Source organism: Roseomonas fluvialis, from assembly GCF_022846615.1.
Lineage (GTDB): Bacteria > Pseudomonadota > Alphaproteobacteria > Acetobacterales > Acetobacteraceae > Neoroseomonas > Neoroseomonas fluvialis.
Window position 1 is genome coordinate 429,834 of sequence record NZ_AP025637.1, and the last position, 23,995, is coordinate 453,828.

Here is a 23,995-nt window from a genome sequence, read left to right on the forward strand (position 1 = left end):
TTTGCTCCCGTCACGAGGGTGGCGCGGCTTCGTCCCGTGTCGCGCGGCCAGGCAGGCGGCCCAACAGATGCTCCCTGCAGCCGGCAAGGCCCATCGCCGACCACAGGCCCTCGCCTGCGATGAGGTGGCGTGCGACGGGCAGGACCTGCTCGCCGATCAGGATGCCGAGCAGACCCACCAACGCCACCACCGGCGGCGCCGGCGAGCGGACCTGCAGCAGGCTGTAGACGACGCCGACCACAAGGCCGGCGCCGAGCGCTGCGAGGTAGAGCCGCATGACGTGTCAGCCCTGGATGAAGGCCAGCAGGTCGGCGTTGATCGCATCGGCATGCGTGGTGCACATGCCGTGCGGATAGCCCGGGTAGACCTTCAGCGTTGCGCCCCTGACCAATTTTGCCGACAGCAGCGCGGAATCGGCGATGGGCACGATCTGGTCGTCGTCGCCATGCATCACGAAGGTAGGCACCGTCACGGCCTTCAGGTCGTCGGTGAAGTCGGTCTCCGAGAAGGCCTTGATGCCGTCGTAGTGCGCCTTGGCGCCGCCCATCATGCCCTGCCGCCACCAGTTGTTCACGATACCGGGCTGCGTCGCGACGCCGGGCCGGTTGTAGCCGTAGAACGGCCCCGCCGGGACATCCACGAAGAACTGCGCACGGTTCGCGGCGAGGGCGGCGCGGAATCCGTCGAACACCTCGATCGGCAGGCCGTCGGGGTTGGACGCCGTCTTGAGCATGAGCGGCGGCACTGCCCCGATCATCACCAGCTTCGCGACCCGGCCCTGCGGCTGGCCGTGCCTCACCGTGTAGTGCAGGGCCTCGCCGCCGCCGGTCGAATGGCCGACATGCACGGCGTTGCTGAGGTCGAGCTGCTGCACCACCGCAGCGGCATCGGCCGCGTAGTGGTCCATGTCATGCCCGCTGCCGACCTGCGTGGAACGCCCATGTCCGCGCCGGTCATGCGCGACGACGCGGAACCCCTTCCCGAGGAAGAACAGCATCTGGGCGTCCCAGTCATCGCCACTGAGCGGCCAGCCGTGGTGGAAGACGATGGGTTGGGCGTCCTTCGGGCCCCAGTCCTTATAGAAGATCTCGACGCCGTCGGCGGTGGCTGCGAAGGGCATGATCGCTTCTCCTCGGTTCAATGGCCTTCGGCGGCGCCGAACATGGACTTGGCGTAGATGATGCCGAGGCCATAGGCGCCACCGAATTGCTTCGCGATTCCGGTGGTGAGCTCGTAGGTCTCCGCGCGCGCCCAGTCGCGCTGGAGTTCGAGCAGGTATTGCAAGGCAGTCATCGGCTTCGCGCCGGCCTGCACCATGCGGTCCATGGCGCGGTCATGCGCTTCTGCCGAGACATCGCCGCAGGCATCGGCGATGACCGTGACCTCGAAGCCCTGCTCGATGGCCGAGAGCGCCGGGCCCACGATGCACACGCTCGTCCAGAGCCCCGCTAGCACGATGCGCGCCTTGCCGATCGCGTTGACCTTCGCAATCACACCCACATCCTCCCAGCTGTTCATGGAGGTGCGGTCGAGCATTGCCTCGCCTGGAAAGGCGTCGGTGATCTCGGAGAACATCGGGCCGGAGAAGCTTTTCTCTGCGACGGTCGTCAGGATGGTCGACACGCCAAACCCTGCGGCCGCATGCGCGACAAGCGCGGCGTTGTTGCGCAGGTTTACCACGTCGATCGATTTGGTGGCGAAGGACATCTGCGACTGGAAGTCGATCATGACCAGCGTGTGATCGCCGGGTGTGAGCAGCAGCTTCCCCGGGGTCGGCGTGGCGGTCGGCATGGTCTGCGTCCTTTCGATGTGGGTGCGCCGGGGGCGCGCTATCGTCCATAGAGGGCTTGGTTCAGCGCCGCGGTCGCCTCCGCGATCGCGCTGCGCGTCGCGGGCGTCTCCGCCAGCGCGTTCAGCGCGACGAAGTCGTGGATGGTGCCGAGGTGTCGTGTGGCGGTGGCGCGCACCCCTGCCTTGACCAGGCGCCGTGCATAGGCCTCGCCCTGGCCGCAGAGCGGATCGGCCTCCGCCACGATCACCAGGGCCGGCGGCAGGTCGTTCAGCGCCTCGGTCGTCGCCAGCAACGGGAAGGCGGTGGGCTGGCGGCGGCTCGCCAGATCGGGGAAGGCGGCATCGATGTACCGGCAGACCGTCGTGCGACTGAGCCACGGCATGGGCGACCCGACGGTCTGCGTGAGCTCGGCCAGGATGGGGTAGAACAGCAGCTGGAAAGCGATTTCCGGCCCGCGCCGCTGCTTGGCCAGCATCGTGACCGCCGCGGCGATCGTGCCGCCGGCGCAGTCCCCGGCCACGGCGATGCGCGACGGATCCAGGCGATGGTCGGCCGCGTGCGCTGCCAGGTGCCGCAATACCCCGTAGGCCTGCTCGATCTGCACCGGAAAGGTCGCCTCGGGGGCCAGGGCGTAGTCGACGCACACCACCGCGGCGCCGGACCCGGCCGCGAGTTCGCGCATCAACCTGTCATGGGTCTGCCTGCCGCCCATGATCCACCCGCCACCATGCACGTAGAGCACGCAGGGCAGCGGCCGCCCGTTCGCTACCGGCGGCCGCAGGATGCGGATGCCGACCCGCCCAGTGGGGCCCGCTGGAAGATCGATGTCCTCGATGTCGACATCCGGAGCATCAACCGGGACGGATTGCAGCCGCACCAGCGCGGCGCGCGCTTCTGCAATATCCGTCGCGGCCATCGGCCCGATCCCGTCGCGCGCGGCCCCCGCCAGGAAGGCGACGACGGCAGTGTCGAGCACATGGGCAGCGCCGCAGCAGATTGCCTCCGTTCCGGTCACCGCGGCGGGCCCCTCTGTCTTAGTTGCCGAGAGAACCTTCCGTGATGGGCCTTCACGGTGCGAGTTAAGCGATGCAAATCCGTGTGCGGTGACGCAAAATCCACGTGCAGCAGAAAGGGCAAGGATGACGGCGGGCGTGTCGGAACGCGTGCTCACCTTTGGCGAATTCACACTTGATCCCGATCGTCGCCTTCTGCTCGAGGATGGGCGGCCGGTGCGGATCGGCAGCCGTGCGCTCGACATCCTCGTCGCCCTCCTCGAACGGGCGGGGGAGGTCGTGCCAAAGGACGACCTGATCGCACGCGCCTGGCCTGACACGACGGTCGAGGAGGCGAGCCTTCGCGTGCACGTCGCCGCGCTGCGCAAGGCGCTGCGCGACGGGAAGGGTGGGCGCCGCTTCGTGGTGAACGTGCCGGGGCGCGGCTACAGCTTTGTCGGCTCACTCACCGCGTCGCGCGCCGTGCCGTCGCCTGCTGCCTCGTCTGGCGCAATGCTGCCCGCGCCACTCACGCGCCTGATCGGGCGTGAGGAGATGGTGCGCGACCTCGCCGGGCATCTGCGCCAGCGGCGCCTCGTGACCCTCGTTGGGCCGGGCGGCATCGGCAAGACGACGGTCGCGCTCGCTGTGGCGGAGACGCTCGCCAACGCCTACCCCGACGGCGTCGTCCTCGTTGACCTCGCGCCGGTCAACGACCCGGCGCTCGTGTCGAGCGCCGTCACCGCGGCACTGGGACTGGCGGTCCGGGCCGAGCGGCACACCGAGGGGCTGCTCGCCACGGTGAAAGGGCGGCGGCACCTCATCCTGCTCGACAGCTGCGAGCATGTGGTCGAGGCGGCGGCGCATCTCGCCGAGGTGCTGCTGCGCGGCGCGCCCGGCTCGGCCATCCTCGCGACAAGCCGAGAGGCGCTGCGCGCCGGGGGGGAGTGGGTGCAGCGCATGCCGCCGCTTGGGCTGCCGCCTGCGATCCCGGCGCTGACCGCGGCCGAGGCGATGCGCTTCCCCGCGGTGCAGCTCTTTGTCGAGCGCGCGGCGGCGTGCCTTGGCGGATTCACGCTGACTGATGCGCAGGCCCCGGTGGTCGCCGATATCTGCCGTCGCCTGGATGGCATCGCGCTCGCCATCGAGCTCGCGGCGGGCCGCATGGATGCGTTCGGCCTGCACGAGCTCGCGATGCTGCTGGACGACCGGCTGCGCGTGCTCATGCGCGGGCGCCGCACCGCGCTGCCCCGTCACCAGACCCTGCGCGCGGCGCTGGATTGGAGCTACGGCACCCTGACGGAGCCGGAAAAGGCGATCCTGCGGCGCCTCGCGGTCTTCGCCGGCGGCTTCAGCCTTGCCGCCGCGCGCGCCGTGGCCCAGCAGCCGCCGGCCAATGGCGCCGGTTTCGACGACAACCTGGCCTGCCTGGTCGCCAAGTCGCTGGTTGCCATGGAGGCGGGTGAGCTCGGCGTGACGTATCGGCTGCTCGACACCACCCGCGCCTATGCGCGCGAAAGGCTGGACGAGCGTGGCGAGGCCGCGATCGTGGCGCAATTGCACGCCGCCTTTCATCGCGCCCTGTTCGAGCAAGCTGCGGCCGAATGGGAGACCCGGCCCACGGCCCAATGGCTCGGCACCTATGCCCGCCGCGTCGACGAGCTTCGTGCCGCGCTGATCTGGGCCTTCGGTCCGGACGGCGATCCGGGCCTAGGCGTGGCGCTGACCGTGGCGGCCGTGCCGCTGTGGTTCCAGCTCTCCCTGGTGGACGAGGGTATCGCCTGGGCGGAGCGCGCGCTCGATGCGCTTGGTCCCGGCCAGCCGGTCGACGACCGACGGCGCATGCAGCTTTACGCCGCGCTGGGCTGGACGCAGATGTACGCGATCGGCCGCGTGGAGCGCAGCACGGCCGCCTGGCGGGCGGCGCTCGAGCTTGCCGAAGCGCTCGGTGACCGCGACTACCAGCAGCGTGCGCTCTGGGCGCTATGGGCCGACTGCATCAACCACGGCGCCTTCCGCGAGGCGTTCGCCATCGCCGACCGCTTCCGGGCTTTGATGGCCTTGGAGAAGGCCGACGCGACCGACCGCCTGGTCGGCGAGCGCATGACCGGCGCCTCGCTGCACTTCCTGGGTGAGCAGGCCCGTGCGCGGGCGCATATCGACCACATGATCGAACGCTACGTCCCGCCGTCGCGTCGGTCGCACGTGGTGCGCTATCAGTTCGACCAGCTCGTCACCGCGCGCATCACCCGTGCGCGCATCCTGTGGCTGCAAGGGTTCCCCGACCAGGCGATGCAGGAGGTCGAAGCGAGCGTGGCGCGCGCGACCGCACTCAACCACACGCTCTCGCTGTGCAATGTGCTCGCGCAGTCGGCCTGCCCGCTCGCGCTGCTCACCGGAAACCACGCCGCTGCCGAGCGGTATCTGACGCTGCTGCGGCGCCATGCCGGTGCACTGGCGCTCGATGTCTGGCGCGCCTATGCCGATGGCTTCGAGGGCGAGTTCCTTGCCCGCACCGGGCATCCCGAGGACGGGCTGCCGATGCTGCGCGCTGCGGTGGATGAGCTGCGCCGTGCCCGGTTCACGCAGTATCTGACCGCGTTCCTCGCCGCGCTAGGCGATTGCCTGATCGCGCAGGGCCAGGCCGCGGACGGCCTCGCCGTCGTCGAGGAGGCGCTGGCGCGCTGCGAGTCGACTGGCGAGCGCTGGTGCCTGCCCGAATTGCTGCGCCTCAAGGCGGAGGCGCTGATCGCCCTGGCGCGCCCGGGGGCCGAGCCGCTCCTACACGAAGCACTTGTTCTCGCGCGTGGGCAGGGCGTACCCGCGTGGGAGTTGCGCGCAGCGACGAGCGCCGCAAGGCTGCTCGTGGCACAGCGCCGCCGTGCGGAGGCGCGAACCCTCCTCGCGCCGGTTGTGGCGCGCTTCACGGAAGGCTTCGAGACCAGCGACATGCGCCAGGGTGCAACGTTGATCGCGACGCTTGAAGATAGCGATGCCGAATCCCCGCGCGACGAGGCGCGGTAAGCCCGCCCCCGCCAGGAATGGGCGCAGCGTGCTCGGCTTCGGCGTATGCTTCTTCGTGCTTGGGCAATCGGTCTGATCTGCTGGTGGATGCAGCCTTCGCCTAGCTTCGCAGCGCCATACAGCGAATCGTCGGTGGCACGCACCCGCCCTGAACGAACGCGGCGTGCCGACGCCTCGGGGGCAGGCGGCGCCTGGACGCGCGCGGCCCCGTCTGTCGCGGACGAGGCGCGGATCACGTGGCGGTGCTACGCCTTCACCGTGGCGTTGACCGCGTGCTTCTCCTGCCTGCCCCGACTCGCGCGCCTTCTTCCGCCTCATCCCGAACCTTCCATCGCTGCCGACGGACTACGTCCCCGGCAGACAGCTTTTGGGGAAGGGCAGGCCAAGGACACTACGGCTCCGAACGGCGAAGGCCCGCTAGCGGTCGAGAAGACCCTCCAGTCCAGCCCTGCTGCTCCTGGCCCATATCCGACAAAGCAAGTAGGGCGCCTTGCTTATCCGCCGGCGAGGCACGTCATCAGCCCGCGCCTCTACCGAGCCGGCTCTACCGCATAGACGCAGCACATGCAGCTCGCGCTAAGGTCAGAGGCGTAGACCAGATCGGCGACGCGTCGTGCTGACTTGCGCGTCCGCTGGGGGTTTGCCCCACGGCGGAAACGGCCGCAGCCGCCAGCGATTCATAGCGAGCCAGCGCGTTGACCGCGGCCACCATTGGTGGCGGCTCCCACATCGGCATCACGTGCGTGACCGGCTTGGTCGTCGCGGGCGCGCCTGCATCAAGCGTCATCAAGCGTCGTCGGAAGCTGCACCGGAGGCCGTGCGCGGGCAGCCCCACTCCTGCGCCCCCCAGCCCGCTGATCATTGTCAGACGCGGCGTACCATTGAAGCCTCCATGTCGACCCGCACCCGTCCGTGGAGCGACTGCGAGATACCTCACCGAGCCGCTTTGCCGGCGTCCAACGTTTTGGCGCCGTGCGCCGAAAGCGCGGTTCATCGGTCGGTGACGATCATCGCGAAGTTGCGACTGATGACCGACTGACCCATAGACAGCGCGTATATGCCAAATTACACGGCAATAAGCTATGTATTTCAGCAGAAATTAAACTTCTTGCAATGCTTTGCCTGTTCGAGCAGCTTAAATTTCATTAATTCTACGCCATGATCGCGGTCATCTTCGTCACAGTCGATGTTGAGGAGCAACGAGGCCTGATGCCAACGAACTGCCCGTATGACGGCCCCGCACTGGCACGTCAGACATCCATCGGCCCGCGCGCCGGCGCTGCATCTATAGTTGCCGGTGACGATCTGTCGGCCGCCTCGGCGACAGGCGCACGCAAACGCTTACCGCAGCTAGGAACTCCGCGTGCTGGCCGCGCTGCCGCTGCGCTTCTGACGGTGTCGCAGGCATGAGCACAGATATCTCCCGCCGCGCCATTCTCAGCGCCGCCGTTGCCGCGCCGATGCTCCCCGCCCACGCGACCGCTCAGGCGGAGACGGTGCTGCGTGTTGCGATGACTGTCTCCGACATTCCCTACCTTGGCGGTCAGCCAGACCAGGGTGGCGAAGGCTGGCGGTTCGTCGGCATCACGATGTTCGACAGCCTGATCCACTGGGACCTCACCCGCTCAGACAGGTCGAGCACGCTCATACCGGGCCTCGCTCTGTCCTGGGAGGCCGACCCAGCGGAGCGACGGCGCTGGGTGTTCAGGCTGCGTCCGGGCGTGAAGTTCCACGACGGCAGCCCCTTTAATGCCGACGTCGTCGTGTGGAACATGGCGAAGCTGACGGACGAGCGCGCGCCGCAATACGACCCGCGCCAGATCGCGCAGACGTTCGGCCGCATGACCGCGGTCGTCAGCACGGAGAAGATTGACGACCTCACCGTGGCCATCACCACTCGCACGGTCGATGCGCTCGTTCCCTACTACTTCAGCAGAATCATGATGTCCTCGCCGGCCCAGTGGGACAGGGTTGGCGGAAGCTGGGATGCCTATGACCGCAACCCGTCCGGGACCGGGCCGTACAAGTTCGATCGCTCCGCCAGGCGCGAGCGGCTCGAGCTTGTGCGCAACCCCGACTACTGGGACCCGACCCGCATCCCTAAGCACGACCGACTTGTGCTGCTGCCGATCCCCGATCCGAACACGCGCGTTGCCGCGCTGCTGTCGGGCCAGTGTGACTTCATCGAGGCCCCGCCGCCCGATGCCATCGCACGGCTGCGCAGCGCCGGCATGCAGATCGTCACAAACATCTACCCACACACCTGGCCCTGGTTGCTCAGCCGGCTCGAGGGGGCGCCGACGACCGACCTTCGCGTGCGCCGGGCGCTCAACTTGGCGATCGACCGCGCTGGCATTGTGACCATGCTCCAGGGCCTCGGACAGGCGTCGGTCGGCCAAGTGCCTGAGGACCATCCCTGGTTCGGCAATCCCAGCTGGCGCATTCGATATGACCCGGCCGAGGCGCGCAGGCTGCTCGCCGAAGCAGGGTATGGCCCGCGCAATCCGCTGCGGCTGCGGGTGACGGTTTCGCCCTCCGGCTCGGGCCAGATGCAGGCGATGCTGATCAATGAGGCGATGCAGCAGATGCTGCGCGAGGTCGGCGTTGAGGTGACCTTCGAGGTGATCGACTGGAACGTTATGGGCCAGCGCCGCAGCCAGGGCGCGCATGGGCCCGGTCAGGCTGGGGTGCATGGCCTGGCCAGTTCCACGTCCTCGCTCGATCCGGACCTCGCCTTCGTCACCGTCCTGGCGAGTGACAAGATCCCCCCGCGCGGCATCAACTGGCCGAATGTCCGGAACCCCGAATTCGACCGGCTCGCCGATGCCATCCGCGCCGAATTCGATCCCGCGAAACAAGACGCGCTGATCGCGGAACTGAACGCGCGCATGGTCGAGGACGCGACCTGGCTCTTTGTGGTGCACGATCTGAACCCGCGGGCGATGTCGCCGCGAGTTCGCGGCTTCGTGCAGGCGCAGAACTGGGCCCAGGACCTGACACCGGTCCGCATGGAATAGCGGATCGGTAGTGGGTGATGATGTGCGTCCTGCCCGGGTATTGCGGGCGTGGGCGCACAAGGTCGTGGCATGGACGTTTGCCTTCACGCGGGCGGCGCGGTCGATCTCGCGATCGGCGCTGCCATGTGGAAGCGAAAACCAGGCGCCCGGCACTGACACGCGGGACTCGAGCACGACGGCGCTGACGCATTGTTGCGCATCGTGAAACTGCGAGCGGTGCCGGCTGCCACAAGCGGTATCGCTTGGCATTGGTCCAAAGCGCTGTCACGGTCTGCCGTGGCGTGCAGTGATGGTCGTAGCGCGTATGGGCAGCACGCGCGTGGCGGCTGACTTTACTTGCTTTGGCCTGGGGTCAGAACCCGAGCCCCAGATTTTCGTCCCAGCTTGGCTCCTGGATAAGCGCTGCGATACGGAGCAGCGCGGCATCAGCGCCCATCGCACCGACGAGTTGAAGGCCGATCGGTCGCCCACGCCCGTCGATACCGGCAGGAACCGAGAGCGCCGGATGGCCCGTGAGGTTGAACACGCAGTTCGGCGACGCCAGGCAATATGCAATGCAGGCAGCTTCATCACTGGCGTCGGGTAGGCGGTGCAGATGGCCCGCGCAGAGGATGGCATCGCAGTTGGCCAGCAGCGCATCGACCGTGGCGGTGAGCGCCGCACGTTGGGCCATGGCGGCTTTCCGCGCGACTTGGTCAATAGCGAGCCCAGGCCGGAGCCAAGCGCGCAGGCCTTCGCTCACCATTCCGACCGGTGCAGCAAGCACGTTCCCATGCAGTGCTGCAGACTCAGGTAGCGCAATGGTGCTGACGAGGGTCCTGGCGCTGTCGATTCCGATGGGAGCTTCCGCTTCGATCAGGTTCGCTCCGGCATCCGCAAGGTGCTGCGATGCAAGGGACAATGCCGCCGCCACGTCGGGGTGCGTCTCGCGATCCCAGGCCCTGATGACCGCAATCCGTGGATAGCGCGGCGCCTCGTGCAGGGACGCCCCGAGAAATGTGACGACGCGCGCGAGAAGCATGGCGTCGCCACCGATCAGCCCGACGTGGTCGAGCGTACCGGAATGGGCCAGGACGCCATCCCGTGGCAGGAGACCGGCGCTCGGCTTGAGGCCGACGACACCGCACGCCGCCGCCGGGCAGCGCACCGACCCACCCGTGTCGCCGCCAAGCGCGACATCGGCCATCCGAGCGGCGACCGCGACGGCGGAACCGCTCGAAGAGCCGCCGACGAAGGCGCCGCGTACGAAGGGGTGGGCGGGAGGCGGCGCGAGCGCGAGTTCCTGCACCTCGCCGGTTCCCGCGCCGAGTTCCCATGTGGAAACCTTGCCGAGCGGTACCGCGCCTAGCGCCCGCAGTCGCGCGACAACCGCCGCATCTTCCCGCGCGATGCGACCTCGGAAGAGGCGACAGTTCGCCTCCGTCGGCCAGCCGGCGACATCGATCGTGTCCTTCACCGCAAGGGCGAGGCCGGCGAGGAGCCCCGATCCTCCGTACGCGCTGTCCCCGATATGCACATAGGCGCGGATCGCGCCGTCACGCTGGGCGATCCGTGCCCGGGCGGCCTTTGCTCCGATCATCGTTGCACCAGGACGGACGATCGGGTGCGGCGGATCTCGGGGACCGCGATGACGGGCCGCAATGCGCCAGTCGCGGCGCGCAGTGCAAAGCTTAGCGGTTGTTCTAGGACCACTGCGGCATTGCCATCAGAGACCAGTATCGCATGACGGACATCCTCCTCGATCAGCGGTCCGGACCTGAAGCCCAGCACCATCGGCGATGCCTTGCAATCGAGCCAGCGACCAGCTCGCGTCGGTGTTCCAGGTCGAACATTGGTGCCCACTGCGGCGGTGAACCGCATTCCAGACTGCCTTGGAACGTGCCGCGCCTAGGTATGCGCGCTCCGGGCGGGGCGCATGACGCGGATCGGTGCCGCTGAACAAAGCGGTCCGGCCACCTTGCATGTTTCCGAACGACGAGCTGCGCGAGGCGATCTCCTGCCGGCGCGCCGTCGCAAGGCTCCCAAGGGCGGATCGTTCGCTCGTTGCTCGACGGTCTTCATCTCGTCTGCCCGCGTGATTGGCTCGCGCGCGCATGGGGCCTAGTCTAACGACGCATCCACAACGGGACCTGCGCCATGCGACGCGCGATCGGCACCATCCTCCCTTCGTCGAACCGTAGCGTCGAGCGCGCGACGATCGCCATCCTCCGGAACTTCGAGGATGTGGATGCCAGCTTTGCGCGCATAACATATTTCGGCGCTGGCACCGGCCAGCCGAAGGACGGCTATGATGCCGCGGCCTACCGCAACGCCGCCTGGCAACTGAGCCACGCTGAGGTATCCGTGTTGTGTTGGAACGGCTCCCGCGGAGCCACGTTCGGGCTCGCCTCGGACGAAGCCCTCTGTGCAGAGATGACGGGGACGACTGGCCTGCCTGCCACCACTGCTTCCCTTGCCACCGCCACGCTTCTGGCGCGGCTCGGCGCGAAGCGCCTAGGCTTCGTTGTGCCCGGTGACCATGACTATGCCGCGGACGCCGCACGTGGGCTGGGCTGCGAGCTCGCGGCGGTGCGTGGCTTCGGTCAGACCGACAACCTCGATGCCGCTCGCGTTGCACCGGGCGACATTGCCGCGCTGGCGCGGGAGGTCGCGACTGCGAAGCCCGACGCGATCCTGGTCTGGAGCACGAACCTGCCCGGCTTCGAGGTCGCCGCGAGCCTCGAGACGGAGCTTGGCGTGCCGGTGATCGACTCGGCCTCGGCCGGCGTCTGGGGCTCCTTGGCGTTGCTGGGGATCGACCCGGCCCCGGCGCGTCCCTTTGGACGCATATTCGCAATATCCGGATGACTCTCGGCGTCCGAATCCGGTGCCTGCGGCTTGGGTGAGCAATGCGCCGAAGGGTGCCGTCGGCTTCGGCAAGTGCTGCGTCGCGACTGTTGCGGCGTCCCGACAGGCCCATGGCGCCCATCGCTAACGGCGGAGCGCGTGCGCTCGAATTCGAACCGTCTCTAGATCCTGTTGTCCGCCCATGGGCGGCAGATGGCTGGTGCGAGGTGCGATTTCGTAACGCTGTCGCCGCGAGTGCGGAGCTGCACAGGTAACCGCAGGCAGCTCCCCCGTCGTTCAAAGTTGGAGACGGATGCCCAGCCGCTGGATCACGCCGCCCCAAAGACGCGAATGCTCGTCGATGATCTGGCCGAGCGCTTCGGGTGAGGAGGCCTGTGCGGTGAAGCCGATGCCCTCGATCCGCGCGCGGATGTCAGGCATCGCGAGGGCCGCGGCGATGGCACGCTGCAGCCGCGTCACGACAGGCGCGGGCGTGCCGGATGGCGCGGCGATGCCAAACCAGGAACTGGCCTCGACGCCCGCGAAGCCCTGCTCGGCGAATTTCGGCACGTCCGGTGCGACCGGACTGCGTGCCGCGTCGGCACGTCGAAGATTTCGCCAGGCGCCATGGTTACGGCGTGCCCCGGGGCCAGGTAGCCGCCGAGACGCCGTCCCCAGGCGCCGATCTGGCGGCCCGATTCCAGCCGCGCCTGCTCGTACGCAACGAGTCCCGACCCAATGTCGCCGGCGACATCGAGCGCCTGCGCGAGGGCAAGCACGTCCTCCGCGGCCTTGGTCACGCCGGCGCCAACATGTGGACGCGCGACGAAGGCCGCATCGCCAATGAGGGCAACGCGGCCCTGCACCAGTCGCTCCGATCACACGTCGTAGATCGGCTGAAAGAAGGGCTGCGCCGTCAGGCGGATGACTTCCCGGAGCTGCGGGCAGAGTTCCCGCTCGGCGGTGTTGCGCATCTCGGCCAGCAACCCCGCACGGATCAGCGGCGGCGGGATGGAAAGCCGTGCACCTGGCCGCTCGCGTCCGTGAGGAGTTCCCTCAGCCGTTCGTCGTCGACCGGTCGATACCAGACGAAGGTGTAGCGCCGGTGGCCCGGGCGCAGATCATTCTCCACTCCAGCGACCGGATAGCCGACCATCTGGTACGAGCAGGCAAGGTCGAAGCCGAACCTGGCGAAGAAGCCGGAACCAAGGCGCGCCACCATTTCCGCCTCGTCCGTCAAGCCGCGCCAGCCGGCGTAGCCCGCGTAGACGGGCTCGGTCGCAGGCATAAGCAGGCTACGGACGGTCGAACGGAAGCCGTTGGCTGCGACCAGCAGGTCGCCCTGTTCGGTCACGCCATTGGCGAGTCGTGCGCGCACGCCGTCGTCCAGTAGTTCGACGTCACAAAGGTCATGTGCGGTGCGATAGTCGGCATCGGCGACTCCGGCGCGCAGGATACTGAACAGCCTCTCTCATGACGTGACAGTCTGCGCGTGGATGCGCTCGCCGATGACGCGCCGGTCCGCATCGAAGGCTTGGCGCATCGTGACGGGAACGCCGAGCGTCGCATCCGGCTGCACACCCAGCCATCGCAACGCAGTAAGCACCTTGTCGCACGTGTTGTGCGGCGCCTGTCGGAATGCGCGACGAGTGTCAGCGACCGAGGATCCAACCTTCCACCGCCACCGTCTCCCGCTGCGGCTCGGTCGCCTCTGGGCGCCGCGCATCGACAACTTCGATCATCTTGATCAGGCCAAACAGGGCGTCAAACTTGTCTTCGCCGTTGGACTTGGATCCAAATCCGTCGAGGATGCTGGCATGAGCACTGGCTGATAGCTTCACGTCGTGTCGCGCTGCCCAATCCAGGATGCGCTGTGCTTTTTCTCCGACGGTCTTCGACACGCCGTTTGCTTTCGGTTGCGGCGAAGCCCGCGTCGATCATGCGATAGGCCTCGGCGGGGTATGTCTCAGCGATCACCACAGCCGCCGTCTTCGCGAGATCTGCGAGGTTGCCGTCGAACGGCCAAATCCGAGCGCCGCGCAGCAAGGCTGGCGCGACGATCTCCCGCCAGCCGGAAATCGCGGCTCTTCCGACCTGGTTGCCGCCGAGTGTCCAGAAAAGGCTGCATGCTTCTCGTCGAACGCTCGTCCGCCGCTCGCACATGCGGAGAAGCTCCTCGTAGCGGCTCATTCCCAAGGCAGCGACGAGCGCGGCGCGTGTTGCTCCCTTGGCGGATGACCGCGGGTAGAATGGTCGCTCCAGTGAGATGTCACCGGGCGTTTCCGCGACGTGGAAGAAATCCTTCCACCTGCCTTCGCCGAGTAGTGGTAGGGCGTCCCGGAAGCTGGTGATGCCTGCGTTTGCCGCGAACGCGGCGGGCACACCAATGGGAAAATCGAAGCCGACCAGGACTGGTCCATCAGCGATCGCCCCAAAGCAGTGGTCGAGCAGCGCCGCGCAACTTCCGACCGGATAGGGGTCTTCGACCTGCCAGTTTCCAGCAACGCGACGAGCGCGTGCCGCCCAGCGCTTCTTCGGGCTCATGCTCCAATCTGCATGCACCAAGGTCTCGAACATGCCGCTAGACAAGCCTTTTGCGTGATACAGACAGAGGATAGCGCTCCTGTTGACGAGCTCCACCGCCGCCTGCTGCTTCAATTCGGCGAGGACCTCCGTCACGCTCGGGAACAGGCAATCGGAAATCTCTGCGCCGCAGCCGCTTACCAGCACGATCGTGTGCCGCAACATGCCGACCCGCGCCATCGGCGTGGGAGTCGACGAGCATCAATTCAGCAAGTCGAAGCTACTCGAGATATCGCTAGTCGTTGGCCGTAAATGATTGTGCTTGCGGCTCTCGTTGCAACCAATCCGTGTGTTCTTGCTCAACAAATCTCGAATCAGAAGTATTTCACGCGGTATGCCGCATAGCCAGCACTTGACAGTTTACCGCGACGTCTAATGCCCGTTAGCCTCTCACCGCCGGCAATAACGCCCGACATCGTCCGCGCAACAACGTGGAATGAACGGAGGCGACCGATGGTACGAGTTCGCGGCATTATCGCCCGCACCGCCCGCGCACTATTTGCCGCGTTGGTCCTCACATTCCCCTTAGCCGCGTGCCTGCAGGTCAGTGGATCTAATCGCGGCTTCGATTTCCCTGACGCGACGCCGAGCCTTCCCTTTCGCCACGTTGGCTTCGAGCACCTGAGCCCCTCCTCGAACAATCTTGTCAATCAGATGGCGATTGCCATCGTTCAACTCGTGACCATCCGTGTAGATGACGCCGGGGGCCATCGGATCGTCATTCGAAACACGGCGGCACGCGGCAGTGCGCCGACAGAAATCGTGATGCAGGCGCGCTACTTCGCGCTACCAGGCAGTCCTTCCGTCCTCGCAATTCGCTTCAGCGCGACGCAGTTCGGGCAACTGGATGCAATGCCGGTCGGCGATGAGGACGCTTATCTCTACGTCTTCGTCGAGAAGACCGCCGACATCGTCCAGATTCTGCCCTTCAGCCGCGCGGCGATCGAGGCCTGGCGGCCGACGACTGACGCGGACCAGCAGCTTCGGACGCAAGCGCTCGCCTTGCGCGTCAGCGGCCAGGGGCGCGATGCGGCGATCCTTACGGAGGACGTCCGGCAGCTGGAACTCGCGCTCCGAACCGCCTCGCGGATGCCGACCGCGCAGCGCGCCACGCTAAAGCTGCGTGATGCGGCGACGGCGCCCCGGCCCGCGCCGCAAGTTAACGCCGCGCGCCCTGCGCAGCCAGCGGCCTCCGGTTCGACTCGCTGGCGATTCGGTCGCTCGCAGGATCCGGTCACCCGGGAGGTGACGCAATATGCCAACCTCGCCGCTGACCCTGCAGAAGGCGGCGGTCCCGGTGGCCAGATGATCCAGGCCCGCTGCGCGGGTCCGCGCCTCGAACTCCTGTTTGCCAATGGCAGTCTGCCCCTGCGCAACGAGTTGTCCGAAAGCCGTTTGCGTGCGGCACTGATGGAGATCAACTTCGACGATCGCGTGGTTCAGCGTCTCATTTGGCAGATCCTCGACCGGCATCCGACCACGGCCATCGACCCGTTCGGCGTCGGAGGATTTATTGGACTAGCCGGGATGTTCGAGCCCTCGGTGCAGCGTGCCTCCACAACCTGGGACTCCGCCTGGCTGCTGAACATGCTGTCGGGATCGGACCGGGTCATCCTGCGGGTGTGGGACGCGCGCCACAACGCGCATGTGATCCGGTTTTCGCCGCGCTCGTCGATCGGGGAGTTTCAGCGCCACCTGTCCAACTGCGTGCGGTGAGACGATGACCGCCTCTGGACCGGCAGACCGCCTGCCCACTGCTTCGGTTTGGAATGCGCGTCAGCCACGCGAAGCCTGTGGCTGGCATGAACTGGGAAGACGACCGAGCAGAGCGCTTCGCGCGTCCGGAAACCCGCCGACGATCGCGCCGGCTCAAGTGTTGCGGGGGACCTGATGTCCGACATGGAGCGAGGGCGGCTGATCAGCCAGCATGGCGCCTCATCGCAGGTTGTCGCGAACTACGACAGCCGGGTCGCTGAGCGCGAGCACGCCGAAGCGTCATGGCGAGCGATCGAGGCCGCGTCGGCGACCTCGCCTGGCAACTCCGGCACGCCAACGAGCGGCGCGGGCGTCGCAGGAGCAGGGGGCGAGGCGCTAGGCAAGCTGCTGGCGTTCGCCCTTCTGATGGCGGGCCTCTACGGTCTCTATCTATTTGCGGCTGAGGCTGTGCGAACGCTTGGGTTCATCTGGCGCGAGGCCGTGTTGGGTGTTGGAGCCAGCGGGCACCTTGGCCTGACGCTTAGCCTCATGATCTCGGTGCTTGCCATCTGGAGCGGGTTGCGCTGCCTGGAGCGGTATCGGAATCTGCGGCTCGGAGTGCGCATTGCTGCGCTATTCGTCGCTATTCCCGTTGGCCAGATCCTACTCTGGCTGGCGGGCAACGTGATGCTTGCCCTACCACTTGTCGGGCCGCTGATGAGCCCGCTGCCGGACTGGCTGTCTGCACATCTGCCGGAGATCGAGACGAACCGGTTGGACATCGCCGCCGACATCGCCACTGCGACCATCGCTGCGGTCGGCGTGAGCCTCACGATTCCGCTTTGGCAGATCATCGAGCGCGGCGGTACGGCCGCGATGGGCAGGCTCATCGAGCTGCAAGTGAGCCTCGCACGAAGGGGGCTGACTCTTCCTCTTGCGATCGCGGGCGCGACGATGATCCTGCTTGCGTCCTTCGCGATGCCTACGCCGCCGCTCGCCATGCCGTTTGGCATCTGGCTCCATGGCGCGATCATTGTGGGCCTTATGTTCGGTTGGCGGGTGAGCCTGAGTGCGATCCTGTTGGCGGTCGCGATAGGGCAGCCGGGTTATGACGAAGCATCTGCCATGTTCCGAGACGGCAGCGCGCTTCGCCGAATTGCGCTCTGGTGGTCGGGGTTGATCGTGACCGCGGCAGCGGCCGGCCTGCTGAGGCCGTCCCTACCGTCGACACCGGTTGAGGAGATGCGTACCGCGGTCTTGGCGACGTGTGTCGGCCTTGTCGTCGGGTGCCTGACAATGCTCGTGATCGAACTCGCAGAGTTAGGAAGCCGCAATCTGTGGCAACTGTTCGTCGACTACTGGGTCCGCTTTCTCCCGCCGTATGCGCTCGGCTACGCCGTCAGCATCGGTATCGGATCCGGGGTTTCGGTCGTGATCAGGAACCTGGGTCACAGGTGGCAGCGACTGGCGGAGGAGGGTCGCGTCGCCGGGCGCGCGATCCAAGTCTAACTTTACGCTGCGTTCACACGCCCGGCTCGGGAGCAGGGGATTGATGCTTGTACTTTGACGCGACTGTCGTCGTGGCGCGCCTATCTGCGGAGGGGCCGAGATCACTTGTGCACCTCCCCAACCCTCTCCGCTCTGAGCAGCCCCGTCCCGACGACTGCATTCATCCCTGCGACGATCCGGGGGTCGTCGACATCCGTCTCCTGCGCTGCCCGCAGCGTGGCTCCTGGAGGTACACGGGGGATACCACGTGGAAGCGTCGAGGCACCGCTTGCTTCATCGTGACGAAGCTGTGCGGGCGCGGTACGTGCGGCACCTCAGCGCACCACTCTACCGGAGTGATGGCGAAGGGAGTACGCCCGGCTTCGAACCGCCGCTGCGGCCGAGCTCGCGATATACGTCGCGCCCCGATCTGAACACGCCCAAAGCCGTGTGGATGCACGTTGGCACTCCCGCGACTGGCCCAGCGTGATCCTCGAGGGCAGGCTGAATTCATTTGCTGGCGCGCGACCTCGGTGCGCATGCCGCTGATCCGTCTGGCCGCGATCAGGCTCGCCCGATCAGCCAAAGTGCCAATCGCAGTTGTCGGTGGCCGTCTCGATGAAGGCGCGCAACTTGGCCGGGATCAGCCTTGCCGCGGGCCATGCGATCTGGATGGGCAGCACGGGTGCCTCGAAGTCGCCCAGGATTCGGATCAGGCGGCCGGCGGCGAGGGCCTCACGCGCCTGATAGGCCAGGACCATGGTCAGGCCACCTCCGCGCTCGGCCGCGCAAAGCGCCGCATCGGCGCTGTTGGTGACCAGCCGCGGGGCGATGGGCACGCGTTCCTCCAGGCCATCGCGATACAGGCGCCATTCCTCAGCCCCTTCGAAGGCCGAGAACCGGATGATGGCATGCGCCGTCACCTCGCGCGGGTCCCGCGGCGTCCCGTGGCGGGCGAGGTAGCCGGGGGCCGCGACGATGATCCGCCGCGTCTCGCCCAGGCGCCGTGCAACGAGGCCGGAATCGGGCAGGTGGCCGATGCGGATGGCGCAGTCCACCCCCTCCTCCACCATGTTCACCCAGCGGTCGGAGAGTTGGAGCTGCCCCTGCACGCCATCATGGCGCCGGAGGTACTCGGCCATCAGCGGCGCCACATGCAGGCGGCCGAATACGGCGGGGGCTGACACCACCAGACGCCCCACCGGCGTCAACCGCTCCGACTGTGCGAATTCCTCCGCCTCCGCCAGTTCGGCCATGATGCGGCGGGCACTCTCAAGGTAATGCGCGCCGGCCTCGGTCAGCGTGACCGAGCGCGTGGTGCGGGCCAGCAGGCGCACGCCGAGATGCGCCTCGAGTGCCGCCACATGCCGCGTCACGGCGGAGGGCACGAGGCCCAGATGCCGCGCGGCAGGGGCGAACCCGTGGCGGTCCACCACGGCGATGAAGGCGGAGATGGCGGCGAAGCGATCCATACATCATTGCATCACAAGCAATGATGAAGTTCCAGGAATGAGAATTATCGTCTGCGGAGCAATGAAGCATATCCGCCCTGTCGCGGCTGGATCCTCCGACCGCCCAAGCAGGAGACTTCAGATGACCCGCCTTGCCACCCACGCCTCGATCGAAGCCGCCCCTGAGGCCTCGCGCCCCTTCCTCGCCGCCGTGCAGAAGCAGCTGGGCTCCGTGCCCAACCTGTTCCGCACCGTCGCCAGCAGCTCGGCTGCGCTGGAGGGCTATCTCGGCCTCAGCGCCGCCCTGGCCAAGGGCAGTCTGCCCGCCCAGACCCGCGAGCGCATCGCGCTGGCCGTCGCCGAGATCAATGGCTGTGACTACTGCCTCGCCGCCCACACCTACCTCGGCAGTACGGCGGCGAAGCTCGATGCCGCCGAGATCGCCGCCAATCGCGCCGGCTTCTCCAACGACCCAAGGGCCGATGCCGCCGTGCGCTTCGCCGCCAAGGTGGCGCGGGAGCGCGGCCACGTGGATGACGATGCGCTGCGCCTGGTGAAGCTCTCCGGCTATTCCGATGCGCAGATCGTCGAGATCATCCTTCACGTCGCGCTGAACACCTGGACCAACTACCTCAACGAGGTGGCCCAGACGGTGGTGGACTTCCCCGTCGTGTCGCGCGCCGCCTGAAAAGCGATTGGCGTCGCCGCACAGGCGTTGCCGTCCGTCCCGCCCGAAGACAGGGAAACCCATAATGTACCGCCCGCCGGTCCCGCCCTTCACCGCCGAAACCGCCGCCCAGAAAGCCCGCATGGCCGAGGATGCGTGGAACGGGCGGGACCCCACCCGCGTGGCCCTCGCCTATACGCCGGACAGCCGCTGGCGGAACCGCGCCGAGTTCCTGCAGGGGCGCGCGGCGATCGAGGCCTTCCTCGCGCGCAAATGGGCGCGGGAACTCGACTACCGCCTCATCAAGGAGGTCTGGGCCTTCCAGGGCGACCGCATCGCGGTGCGCTTCGCCTATGAATGGCATGACGACAGCGGCCACTGGTTCCGCAGCTACGGCAACGAGAGCTGGGAATTCGACGATACGGGGCTGATGCGCACCCGCATGGCCTCGATCAACGACCTCCCGATCCGCGCGGATCAACGCCTGTTCCACTGGCCGCAAGGTCGCCGCCCGGACGCGCATCCGGGCCTTTCGGAGATGGGCCTGTGAACCAGCTTCCCTTCAGCCCCAGCGTGCGTGCGGTCCAGGACCGCAAGACCGCCCGGCCGCGCCACCGCGAGATGGAGTTCCGCAGCCGGATCACGCCCGATCTCGCGGAATTCATCGGTGCGCAGACAAGCGTGTTCCTAGCCACCGCCAGTGCCGATGGGCAGCCCTATATCCAGCATCGCGGCGGCCCGGCGGGCTTCCTGCACGTGCTCTCGCCGACGCAGCTTGGCTTCGCGGATTTCCGGGGCAACCGTCAGTACATCACGCTGGGAAATCTGGCCGACAACCCCAAGGCCTTCCTGTTCCTGATGGATTACGCAAACCGGAGGCGCATCAAGCTCTGGGGAACGGCGCGCGTGGTGGAGGATGACGCAGCCCTGCTGCAGGCGCTGCGCCCCGACGGGTATTCCGCCATCCCGGAGCAGGCCATCCTGTTCGACCTCGGCGCGTGGGACGCGAACTGCCCGCAGCACATCCCGCAGCGCTTCGAGGCCGCCGACGTCGCCGCCGCCCTGGCGAAGCGCGATGCGCGCATCGCCGAGCTCGAGGCGGAACTGGCGCGGCGCCTGCCCACACAGGGCTGACGGCGCCAGGGCCGCCGCGTGTTCAGCCGCGCCCGCTCAGGCGCGGGTCGGCGTCGAATTCCTCGGCCAGGAAGTCGATCATCGCGCGCACCTTCGGCGCGAGGTAGCGGCGTGTCGACCATACTGCATGGATCGGCTGTGGCTTCGGTTCCCAGGCCTGCAGCAGGCGGACCAGCCGCCCTTCCTCGAACTCGCGACCGACGAAGTGCCAGACCGGCACCATCCCGATGCCAAGCCCGCCGAGAACGGCGGCGCGCACCGCCTCGGTCGTGCTCACCCGCACGCGGCCCGCGACCGGCACGCTCAGCGGCCCCTCCGGCCCGTCGAACAGCCAGGCGGCCCCCGAGGCGAGCCCGCTGTACAGGACGCAGTCATGCCCGCGCAGATCGCCTGGCGTCGCCGGCACGCCGCGCCGCGCGAGATAGTCGGGCGTGGCGACCACCACGCGCCGCGTCAGCCCGATCCGCCGCGCGACCAGCGAGGGGTCGGACAACTCGCCCACGCGCAGCGCCATGTCGATGCCTTCCTCGACCAGGTCGGTGAAGCCGTCCGACAACACCAGGTCCACCGAGAGATCCGGATGGCGATCGAGGAAGCGCGGCAGGCGCGGCAGCAGGTGCAGCCGGCCCATCACCTCGGCCACCGCGAGGCGCAGCGTGCCGGTGGCGCGCCCCTTGCGCCGGCCCACGCTGGTCTCGGCCTCGGTCACCGCTTCCACGGCCCGGCGCGCGGCCTCGTAGAAGGCGCGGCCCTCCTCGGTCAGCGCCAGCGTGCGCGTCGTGCGTTGCAGCAGCAGGCAGCCCAGATGCTGCTCGAGCGCGGCGACCTGGCGCGAGATGGTGGGCTGCGAGGTGTTCGCCTCCCGCGCCGCCGCGCTGAAGGACCCGGTCTCGACGACGCGGAGGAAGGTGCGGAACAGCGGCAGGGCGTCGCTCATTCATACATCATGCGTATGAGAATGGTGTGCGCAAGACGCGTTCTGTCACCGCGCGTATCGGCGCATCACTGCCGCCACGGACGACATCCCCGCCGCCCGACGGTCCAGGAGACCACCGATGACCCGCTTCGACCTGCACACCGCCGATACCGCGCCCGAAGGCAGCAGGCAGCTGCTTGCGCAGACCAAGGCGGCCTGGGGCTTTGTGCCCACGCTGCATGCGACGCTCGCCGAGAGCCCCGTGGCGCTCGCCGCCTATGACACGCTGTTCGGCCTGGTCGCGAAGTCCACCCTCACCCCGGTCGAGCAGCAGGTCGCCTACCAGGCGGTCAACGTCTTCCACGGCTGCGAATACTGCACCGCCGGGCATACCTTCCTCTCGCGCAAGGCCGGCATGGCCGAGGACGCGGTGCAGGCGCTGCGCGAGGGCACGCCCATCGCGGATCCGCGCCTGCAGGCGCTGCGCGCCTTCGCGGAAGCCGTGGTGCGCGCGCGCGGGCTGGTCGGTGACGCCGCGGTCGATGCCTTCATCGCCGCCGGCTTCACCCGCGCCAATGTGCTCGAGGTGGTGACGGTCGTCGCGACCAAGACCATCAGCAACTACACCAACCACCTCACGCACACGCCGTACGAGGCCTTTATGGCTGATCCGTCGCTGGCCTGGACCGCGCCGCGCAACCGCGTCGCCGCCGCCGCCTGACGCCCCGCCCTCGACGAAGGACATCGTGCCATGACCCTGCAGACCGACCTCGACGCCCAGCGCACCGGCTGGGAATCCCGCGTGGGCGAGACCATCGCGCGCATGATCGCCGGCGACATCGAGGATCTCCGCAGCAGCGGAATTCTTGAGCGCGCCGCGCGGGCCGGCGACGCACTGCCGACCGGCACCGCGCTGATCGACCAGCGCGGCCGGCCTTTCGACCTCGCCGCGCTGGTCGCCGCGAAGCCCGTGATTGTGACCTTCTACCGCGGTGGCTGGTGCCCGTACTGCAACCTCGAACTCCGGGCCTACCAGCAGGCGCTGCCGGCGATCCGCGCGGCGGGCGCCGAACTGGTGGCGGTGTCCTTCGAGCGCCCCGACCACGCGCTCTCAACCGCTGAGAAGAACGACTTGGCGTTTACGGTGCTCAGCGATACCGGGGGCGCGCTCGCCTCCGCGCTCGGCATCCGCTTCACGCTGTCCGACACGGTGCGGCCATTCTACGAAAAGGCCGGCCACGCGCTGCCCGAACGCAACGGCGACGGCAGCTGGGCGCTGCCGATGCCCGCGACCTTCGTGGTCGAGCGCGGCGGGCGCATCCGCGCGGCCTTCATCGAGCCCGACTACCGGCGCCGGGTCGACCCGCGCGCCGCACTCGACATGCTGTCCCCGATGGCAGCCTGACGGAGAGACACCATGTCGAGCATCGTGCTTCCCTCCGCGCCTGTCGCCGCCCCCGCCAGCCCGGTGATGAAGGGCCTTGCCGCGGGCGTCGTCGCCGCCGTGCTGTGGGGGCTGTATCTCGCACTCTCGCGCGCCGGGGTGGTTGGTGGCCTCGCTGCCGTCGACATCGCGGTAATTCGCTACGGCGTCGCGGGCCTCGTGACCCTGCCGTTCGTCGTCACGCGCGGGCTGCCGCTGGCGCGGCGCATCGGCTGGTGGCGTGCCGGCGTGCTGGCAACGCTGGCCGGCCCGCCCTTCGTGCTGGCGGGCGTAGGGGGCTACGCCTTCGCCCCGCTCGCGCATGGCGCGCTGATCCAGCCCGCGGCGGTGACCATCGGCAGCATCGCGCTGGCCGCTTGGTTGCTGCGCGACCGGCCCACGCGCGAACGCCTGGCGGGAGTCGCCGTGATCCTCGGCGGCCTCGCCGTGGTGGCGGGGCCCGGGCTCTTTGCCGGCGGCGCGATGACACCGGTCGGCGATGCGATGTTCCTGGCCGCGGGACTGATGTGGGCGGGCTTCAGCATCCTGGGGAAGCGCTGGGGTGCGGATCCGGTCGAGGCCACGGTGCTGGTCTGTGTCCTGTCGGGTGCCGTGCTGGTGCCGGTCGTGGCCGTCACGGCGGGCTTCGGGCGCATCCTCGCCTTGCCAGTGCCGGACCTCGCGGCGCAGGTCGTCGTGCAGGGTGTGCTGTCCGGCGTGGTCGCAGTGCTCGCCTTCACCAGCGCGGTGAAGTGGCTTGGGGCATCGCGGGCGGCGGTCTTCCCGGCCATGGTGCCGGTGACGGCGATGCTGATCGGTATCCCGGTTGCCGGTGAATGGCCGACCACCCTGCAGCTGACTGGCTTGGCGCTGGTGGTGGCGGGGCTGGCCCTGGCGGTGGGGCTGGTCCGGCTGCTGCGCTGAACGCGTCAGAGCCTGACTCCAAAGTCTCCGAACGGCGACTTTCGAAGGCCGGCACCGGACTCT

22 protein-coding genes and 1 pseudogene are annotated in these 23,995 nt (G+C 68.0%); 11 read left to right on the forward strand and 12 right to left on the reverse strand.

What is annotated here, in order from left to right; all coding sequences use genetic code 11:
• Positions 1–10 precede the first annotated feature (10 nt).
• From MWM08_RS02065 to MWM08_RS02080, 4 genes are read right to left on the reverse strand one after another with little or no spacing between them, the layout of a single operon-like run.
• Positions 11–277 (reverse strand): XapX domain-containing protein, encoded by a 267-nt coding sequence (locus MWM08_RS02065; protein WP_244457815.1) that lies wholly within the window; start codon positions 275–277, stop codon positions 11–13.
• Between the two features lie 6 nt (positions 278–283).
• On the reverse strand, positions 284–1,120 hold the full coding sequence (locus MWM08_RS02070; protein ID WP_244457816.1) for an alpha/beta fold hydrolase: 837 nt from the start codon (positions 1,118–1,120) through the stop codon (positions 284–286).
• Between the two features lie 17 nt (positions 1,121–1,137).
• Complete coding sequence (locus tag MWM08_RS02075) at positions 1,138–1,791, reverse strand: hydrolase (protein ID WP_244457817.1); 654 nt, start codon at positions 1,789–1,791, stop codon at positions 1,138–1,140.
• 38 nt (positions 1,792–1,829) lie between these two features.
• Positions 1,830–2,963: an alpha/beta hydrolase gene (locus MWM08_RS02080; RefSeq protein ID WP_244457818.1), complete on the reverse strand. Its 1,134-nt coding sequence runs from the start codon at positions 2,961–2,963 to the stop codon at positions 1,830–1,832.
• On the opposite strand from MWM08_RS02080, the gene MWM08_RS02085 reads away from it, so the two are divergent.
• Positions 2,944–5,808, forward strand: coding sequence for an ATP-binding protein (locus MWM08_RS02085; protein WP_244457819.1), 2,865 nt, complete (start codon positions 2,944–2,946; stop codon positions 5,806–5,808). The two genes, MWM08_RS02080 and MWM08_RS02085, sit on opposite strands and share 20 nt — an antisense overlap.
• Positions 5,809–7,214: 1,406 nt before the next feature.
• Positions 7,215–8,825: an ABC transporter substrate-binding protein gene (locus MWM08_RS02090; protein ID WP_244457820.1), complete on the forward strand. Its 1,611-nt coding sequence runs from the start codon at positions 7,215–7,217 to the stop codon at positions 8,823–8,825.
• A 352-nt stretch (positions 8,826–9,177) separates the two neighbouring features.
• On the opposite strand, the gene MWM08_RS02095 is transcribed toward MWM08_RS02090, so the two are convergent.
• Together MWM08_RS02095 and MWM08_RS02100 are read right to left on the reverse strand one after the other, a co-directional pair.
• Positions 9,178–10,404 (reverse strand): amidase, encoded by a 1,227-nt coding sequence (locus MWM08_RS02095; RefSeq protein WP_244457821.1) that lies wholly within the window; start codon positions 10,402–10,404, stop codon positions 9,178–9,180.
• Entirely contained in the window at positions 10,401–10,685 is a 285-nt protein-coding gene (locus MWM08_RS02100) for a hypothetical protein (protein WP_244457822.1), read from the reverse strand. The genes MWM08_RS02095 and MWM08_RS02100 overlap by 4 nt, the downstream gene beginning before the upstream one ends.
• Before the next feature lie 276 nt (positions 10,686–10,961).
• On the opposite strand from MWM08_RS02100, the gene MWM08_RS02105 reads away from it, so the two are divergent.
• The gene (locus MWM08_RS02105) at positions 10,962–11,672 is read left to right on the forward strand and encodes a maleate cis-trans isomerase family protein (protein WP_244457823.1); all 711 of its coding nucleotides are present in this window, start codon (positions 10,962–10,964) and stop codon (positions 11,670–11,672) included.
• Positions 11,673–11,948: 276 nt separating this feature from the next.
• On the opposite strand, the gene MWM08_RS26280 is transcribed toward MWM08_RS02105, so the two are convergent.
• From MWM08_RS26280 to MWM08_RS02120, 4 genes and pseudogenes are all read right to left on the reverse strand, one after another.
• Positions 11,949–12,350, reverse strand: coding sequence for a Bug family tripartite tricarboxylate transporter substrate binding protein (locus MWM08_RS26280; protein ID WP_423816062.1), 402 nt, complete (start codon positions 12,348–12,350; stop codon positions 11,949–11,951).
• A pseudogene (locus MWM08_RS26485) lies at positions 12,350–12,517 on the reverse strand (FAD-dependent monooxygenase); the annotation flags it as partial. The pseudogene MWM08_RS26485 and the gene MWM08_RS26280, both read right to left, overlap by 1 nt.
• Before the next feature lie 131 nt (positions 12,518–12,648).
• On the reverse strand, positions 12,649–13,029 hold the full coding sequence (locus MWM08_RS02115) for an FAD binding domain-containing protein (protein WP_244457825.1): 381 nt from the start codon (positions 13,027–13,029) through the stop codon (positions 12,649–12,651).
• A gap of 386 nt (positions 13,030–13,415) precedes the next feature.
• Positions 13,416–14,414, reverse strand: a complete 999-nt coding sequence (locus MWM08_RS02120) for a hypothetical protein (protein ID WP_244457826.1) — start codon at positions 14,412–14,414, stop codon at positions 13,416–13,418.
• Between the two features lie 273 nt (positions 14,415–14,687).
• Between MWM08_RS02120 and MWM08_RS02125 the strand changes: the two genes are divergently transcribed.
• Complete coding sequence (locus tag MWM08_RS02125; protein ID WP_244457827.1) at positions 14,688–15,950, forward strand: hypothetical protein; 1,263 nt, start codon at positions 14,688–14,690, stop codon at positions 15,948–15,950.
• A gap of 174 nt (positions 15,951–16,124) precedes the next feature.
• Positions 16,125–17,438 (forward strand): hypothetical protein, encoded by a 1,314-nt coding sequence (locus tag MWM08_RS02130; protein WP_244457828.1) that lies wholly within the window; start codon positions 16,125–16,127, stop codon positions 17,436–17,438.
• 557 nt (positions 17,439–17,995) lie between these two features.
• On the opposite strand, the gene MWM08_RS02135 is transcribed toward MWM08_RS02130, so the two are convergent.
• Positions 17,996–18,889 carry a LysR family transcriptional regulator gene (locus MWM08_RS02135; protein ID WP_244457829.1) on the reverse strand — a complete coding sequence of 298 codons (894 nt, stop codon included), beginning with the start codon at positions 18,887–18,889 and terminating at the stop codon, positions 17,996–17,998.
• Positions 18,890–19,010: 121 nt separating this feature from the next.
• Here MWM08_RS02135 and MWM08_RS02140 point away from each other — a divergent pair, with 121 nt between their 5' ends.
• The 3 genes from MWM08_RS02140 (at position 19,011) to MWM08_RS02150 (ending at position 20,669) form a co-directional block, all read left to right on the forward strand.
• Positions 19,011–19,556 carry a carboxymuconolactone decarboxylase family protein gene (locus tag MWM08_RS02140; protein WP_244457830.1) on the forward strand — a complete coding sequence of 182 codons (546 nt, stop codon included), beginning with the start codon at positions 19,011–19,013 and terminating at the stop codon, positions 19,554–19,556.
• 64 nt (positions 19,557–19,620) lie between these two features.
• Positions 19,621–20,085 (forward strand): nuclear transport factor 2 family protein, encoded by a 465-nt coding sequence (locus tag MWM08_RS02145; RefSeq protein ID WP_244457831.1) that lies wholly within the window; start codon positions 19,621–19,623, stop codon positions 20,083–20,085.
• Entirely contained in the window at positions 20,082–20,669 is a 588-nt protein-coding gene (locus MWM08_RS02150; protein ID WP_244457832.1) for a pyridoxamine 5'-phosphate oxidase family protein, read from the forward strand. The genes MWM08_RS02145 and MWM08_RS02150 overlap by 4 nt, the downstream gene beginning before the upstream one ends.
• A gap of 22 nt (positions 20,670–20,691) precedes the next feature.
• Here MWM08_RS02150 and MWM08_RS02155 read toward each other — a convergent pair whose 3' ends face one another.
• The gene (locus MWM08_RS02155; RefSeq protein ID WP_244457833.1) at positions 20,692–21,606 is read right to left on the reverse strand and encodes a LysR family transcriptional regulator; all 915 of its coding nucleotides are present in this window, start codon (positions 21,604–21,606) and stop codon (positions 20,692–20,694) included.
• Positions 21,607–21,724: 118 nt separating this feature from the next.
• Between MWM08_RS02155 and MWM08_RS02160 the strand changes: the two genes are divergently transcribed.
• Genes MWM08_RS02160 through MWM08_RS02170 form a run of 3 tightly spaced genes read left to right on the forward strand, consistent with a single transcriptional unit; the run spans position 21,725 to position 23,932 of the window.
• On the forward strand, positions 21,725–22,306 hold the full coding sequence (locus MWM08_RS02160; RefSeq protein WP_244457834.1) for a carboxymuconolactone decarboxylase family protein: 582 nt from the start codon (positions 21,725–21,727) through the stop codon (positions 22,304–22,306).
• Positions 22,307–22,336: 30 nt separating this feature from the next.
• Complete coding sequence (locus tag MWM08_RS02165; protein ID WP_244457835.1) at positions 22,337–22,990, forward strand: peroxiredoxin-like family protein; 654 nt, start codon at positions 22,337–22,339, stop codon at positions 22,988–22,990.
• 12 nt (positions 22,991–23,002) lie between these two features.
• The gene (locus MWM08_RS02170) at positions 23,003–23,932 is read left to right on the forward strand and encodes a DMT family transporter (RefSeq protein ID WP_244457836.1); all 930 of its coding nucleotides are present in this window, start codon (positions 23,003–23,005) and stop codon (positions 23,930–23,932) included.
• Positions 23,933–23,995: the final 63 nt, after the last annotated feature.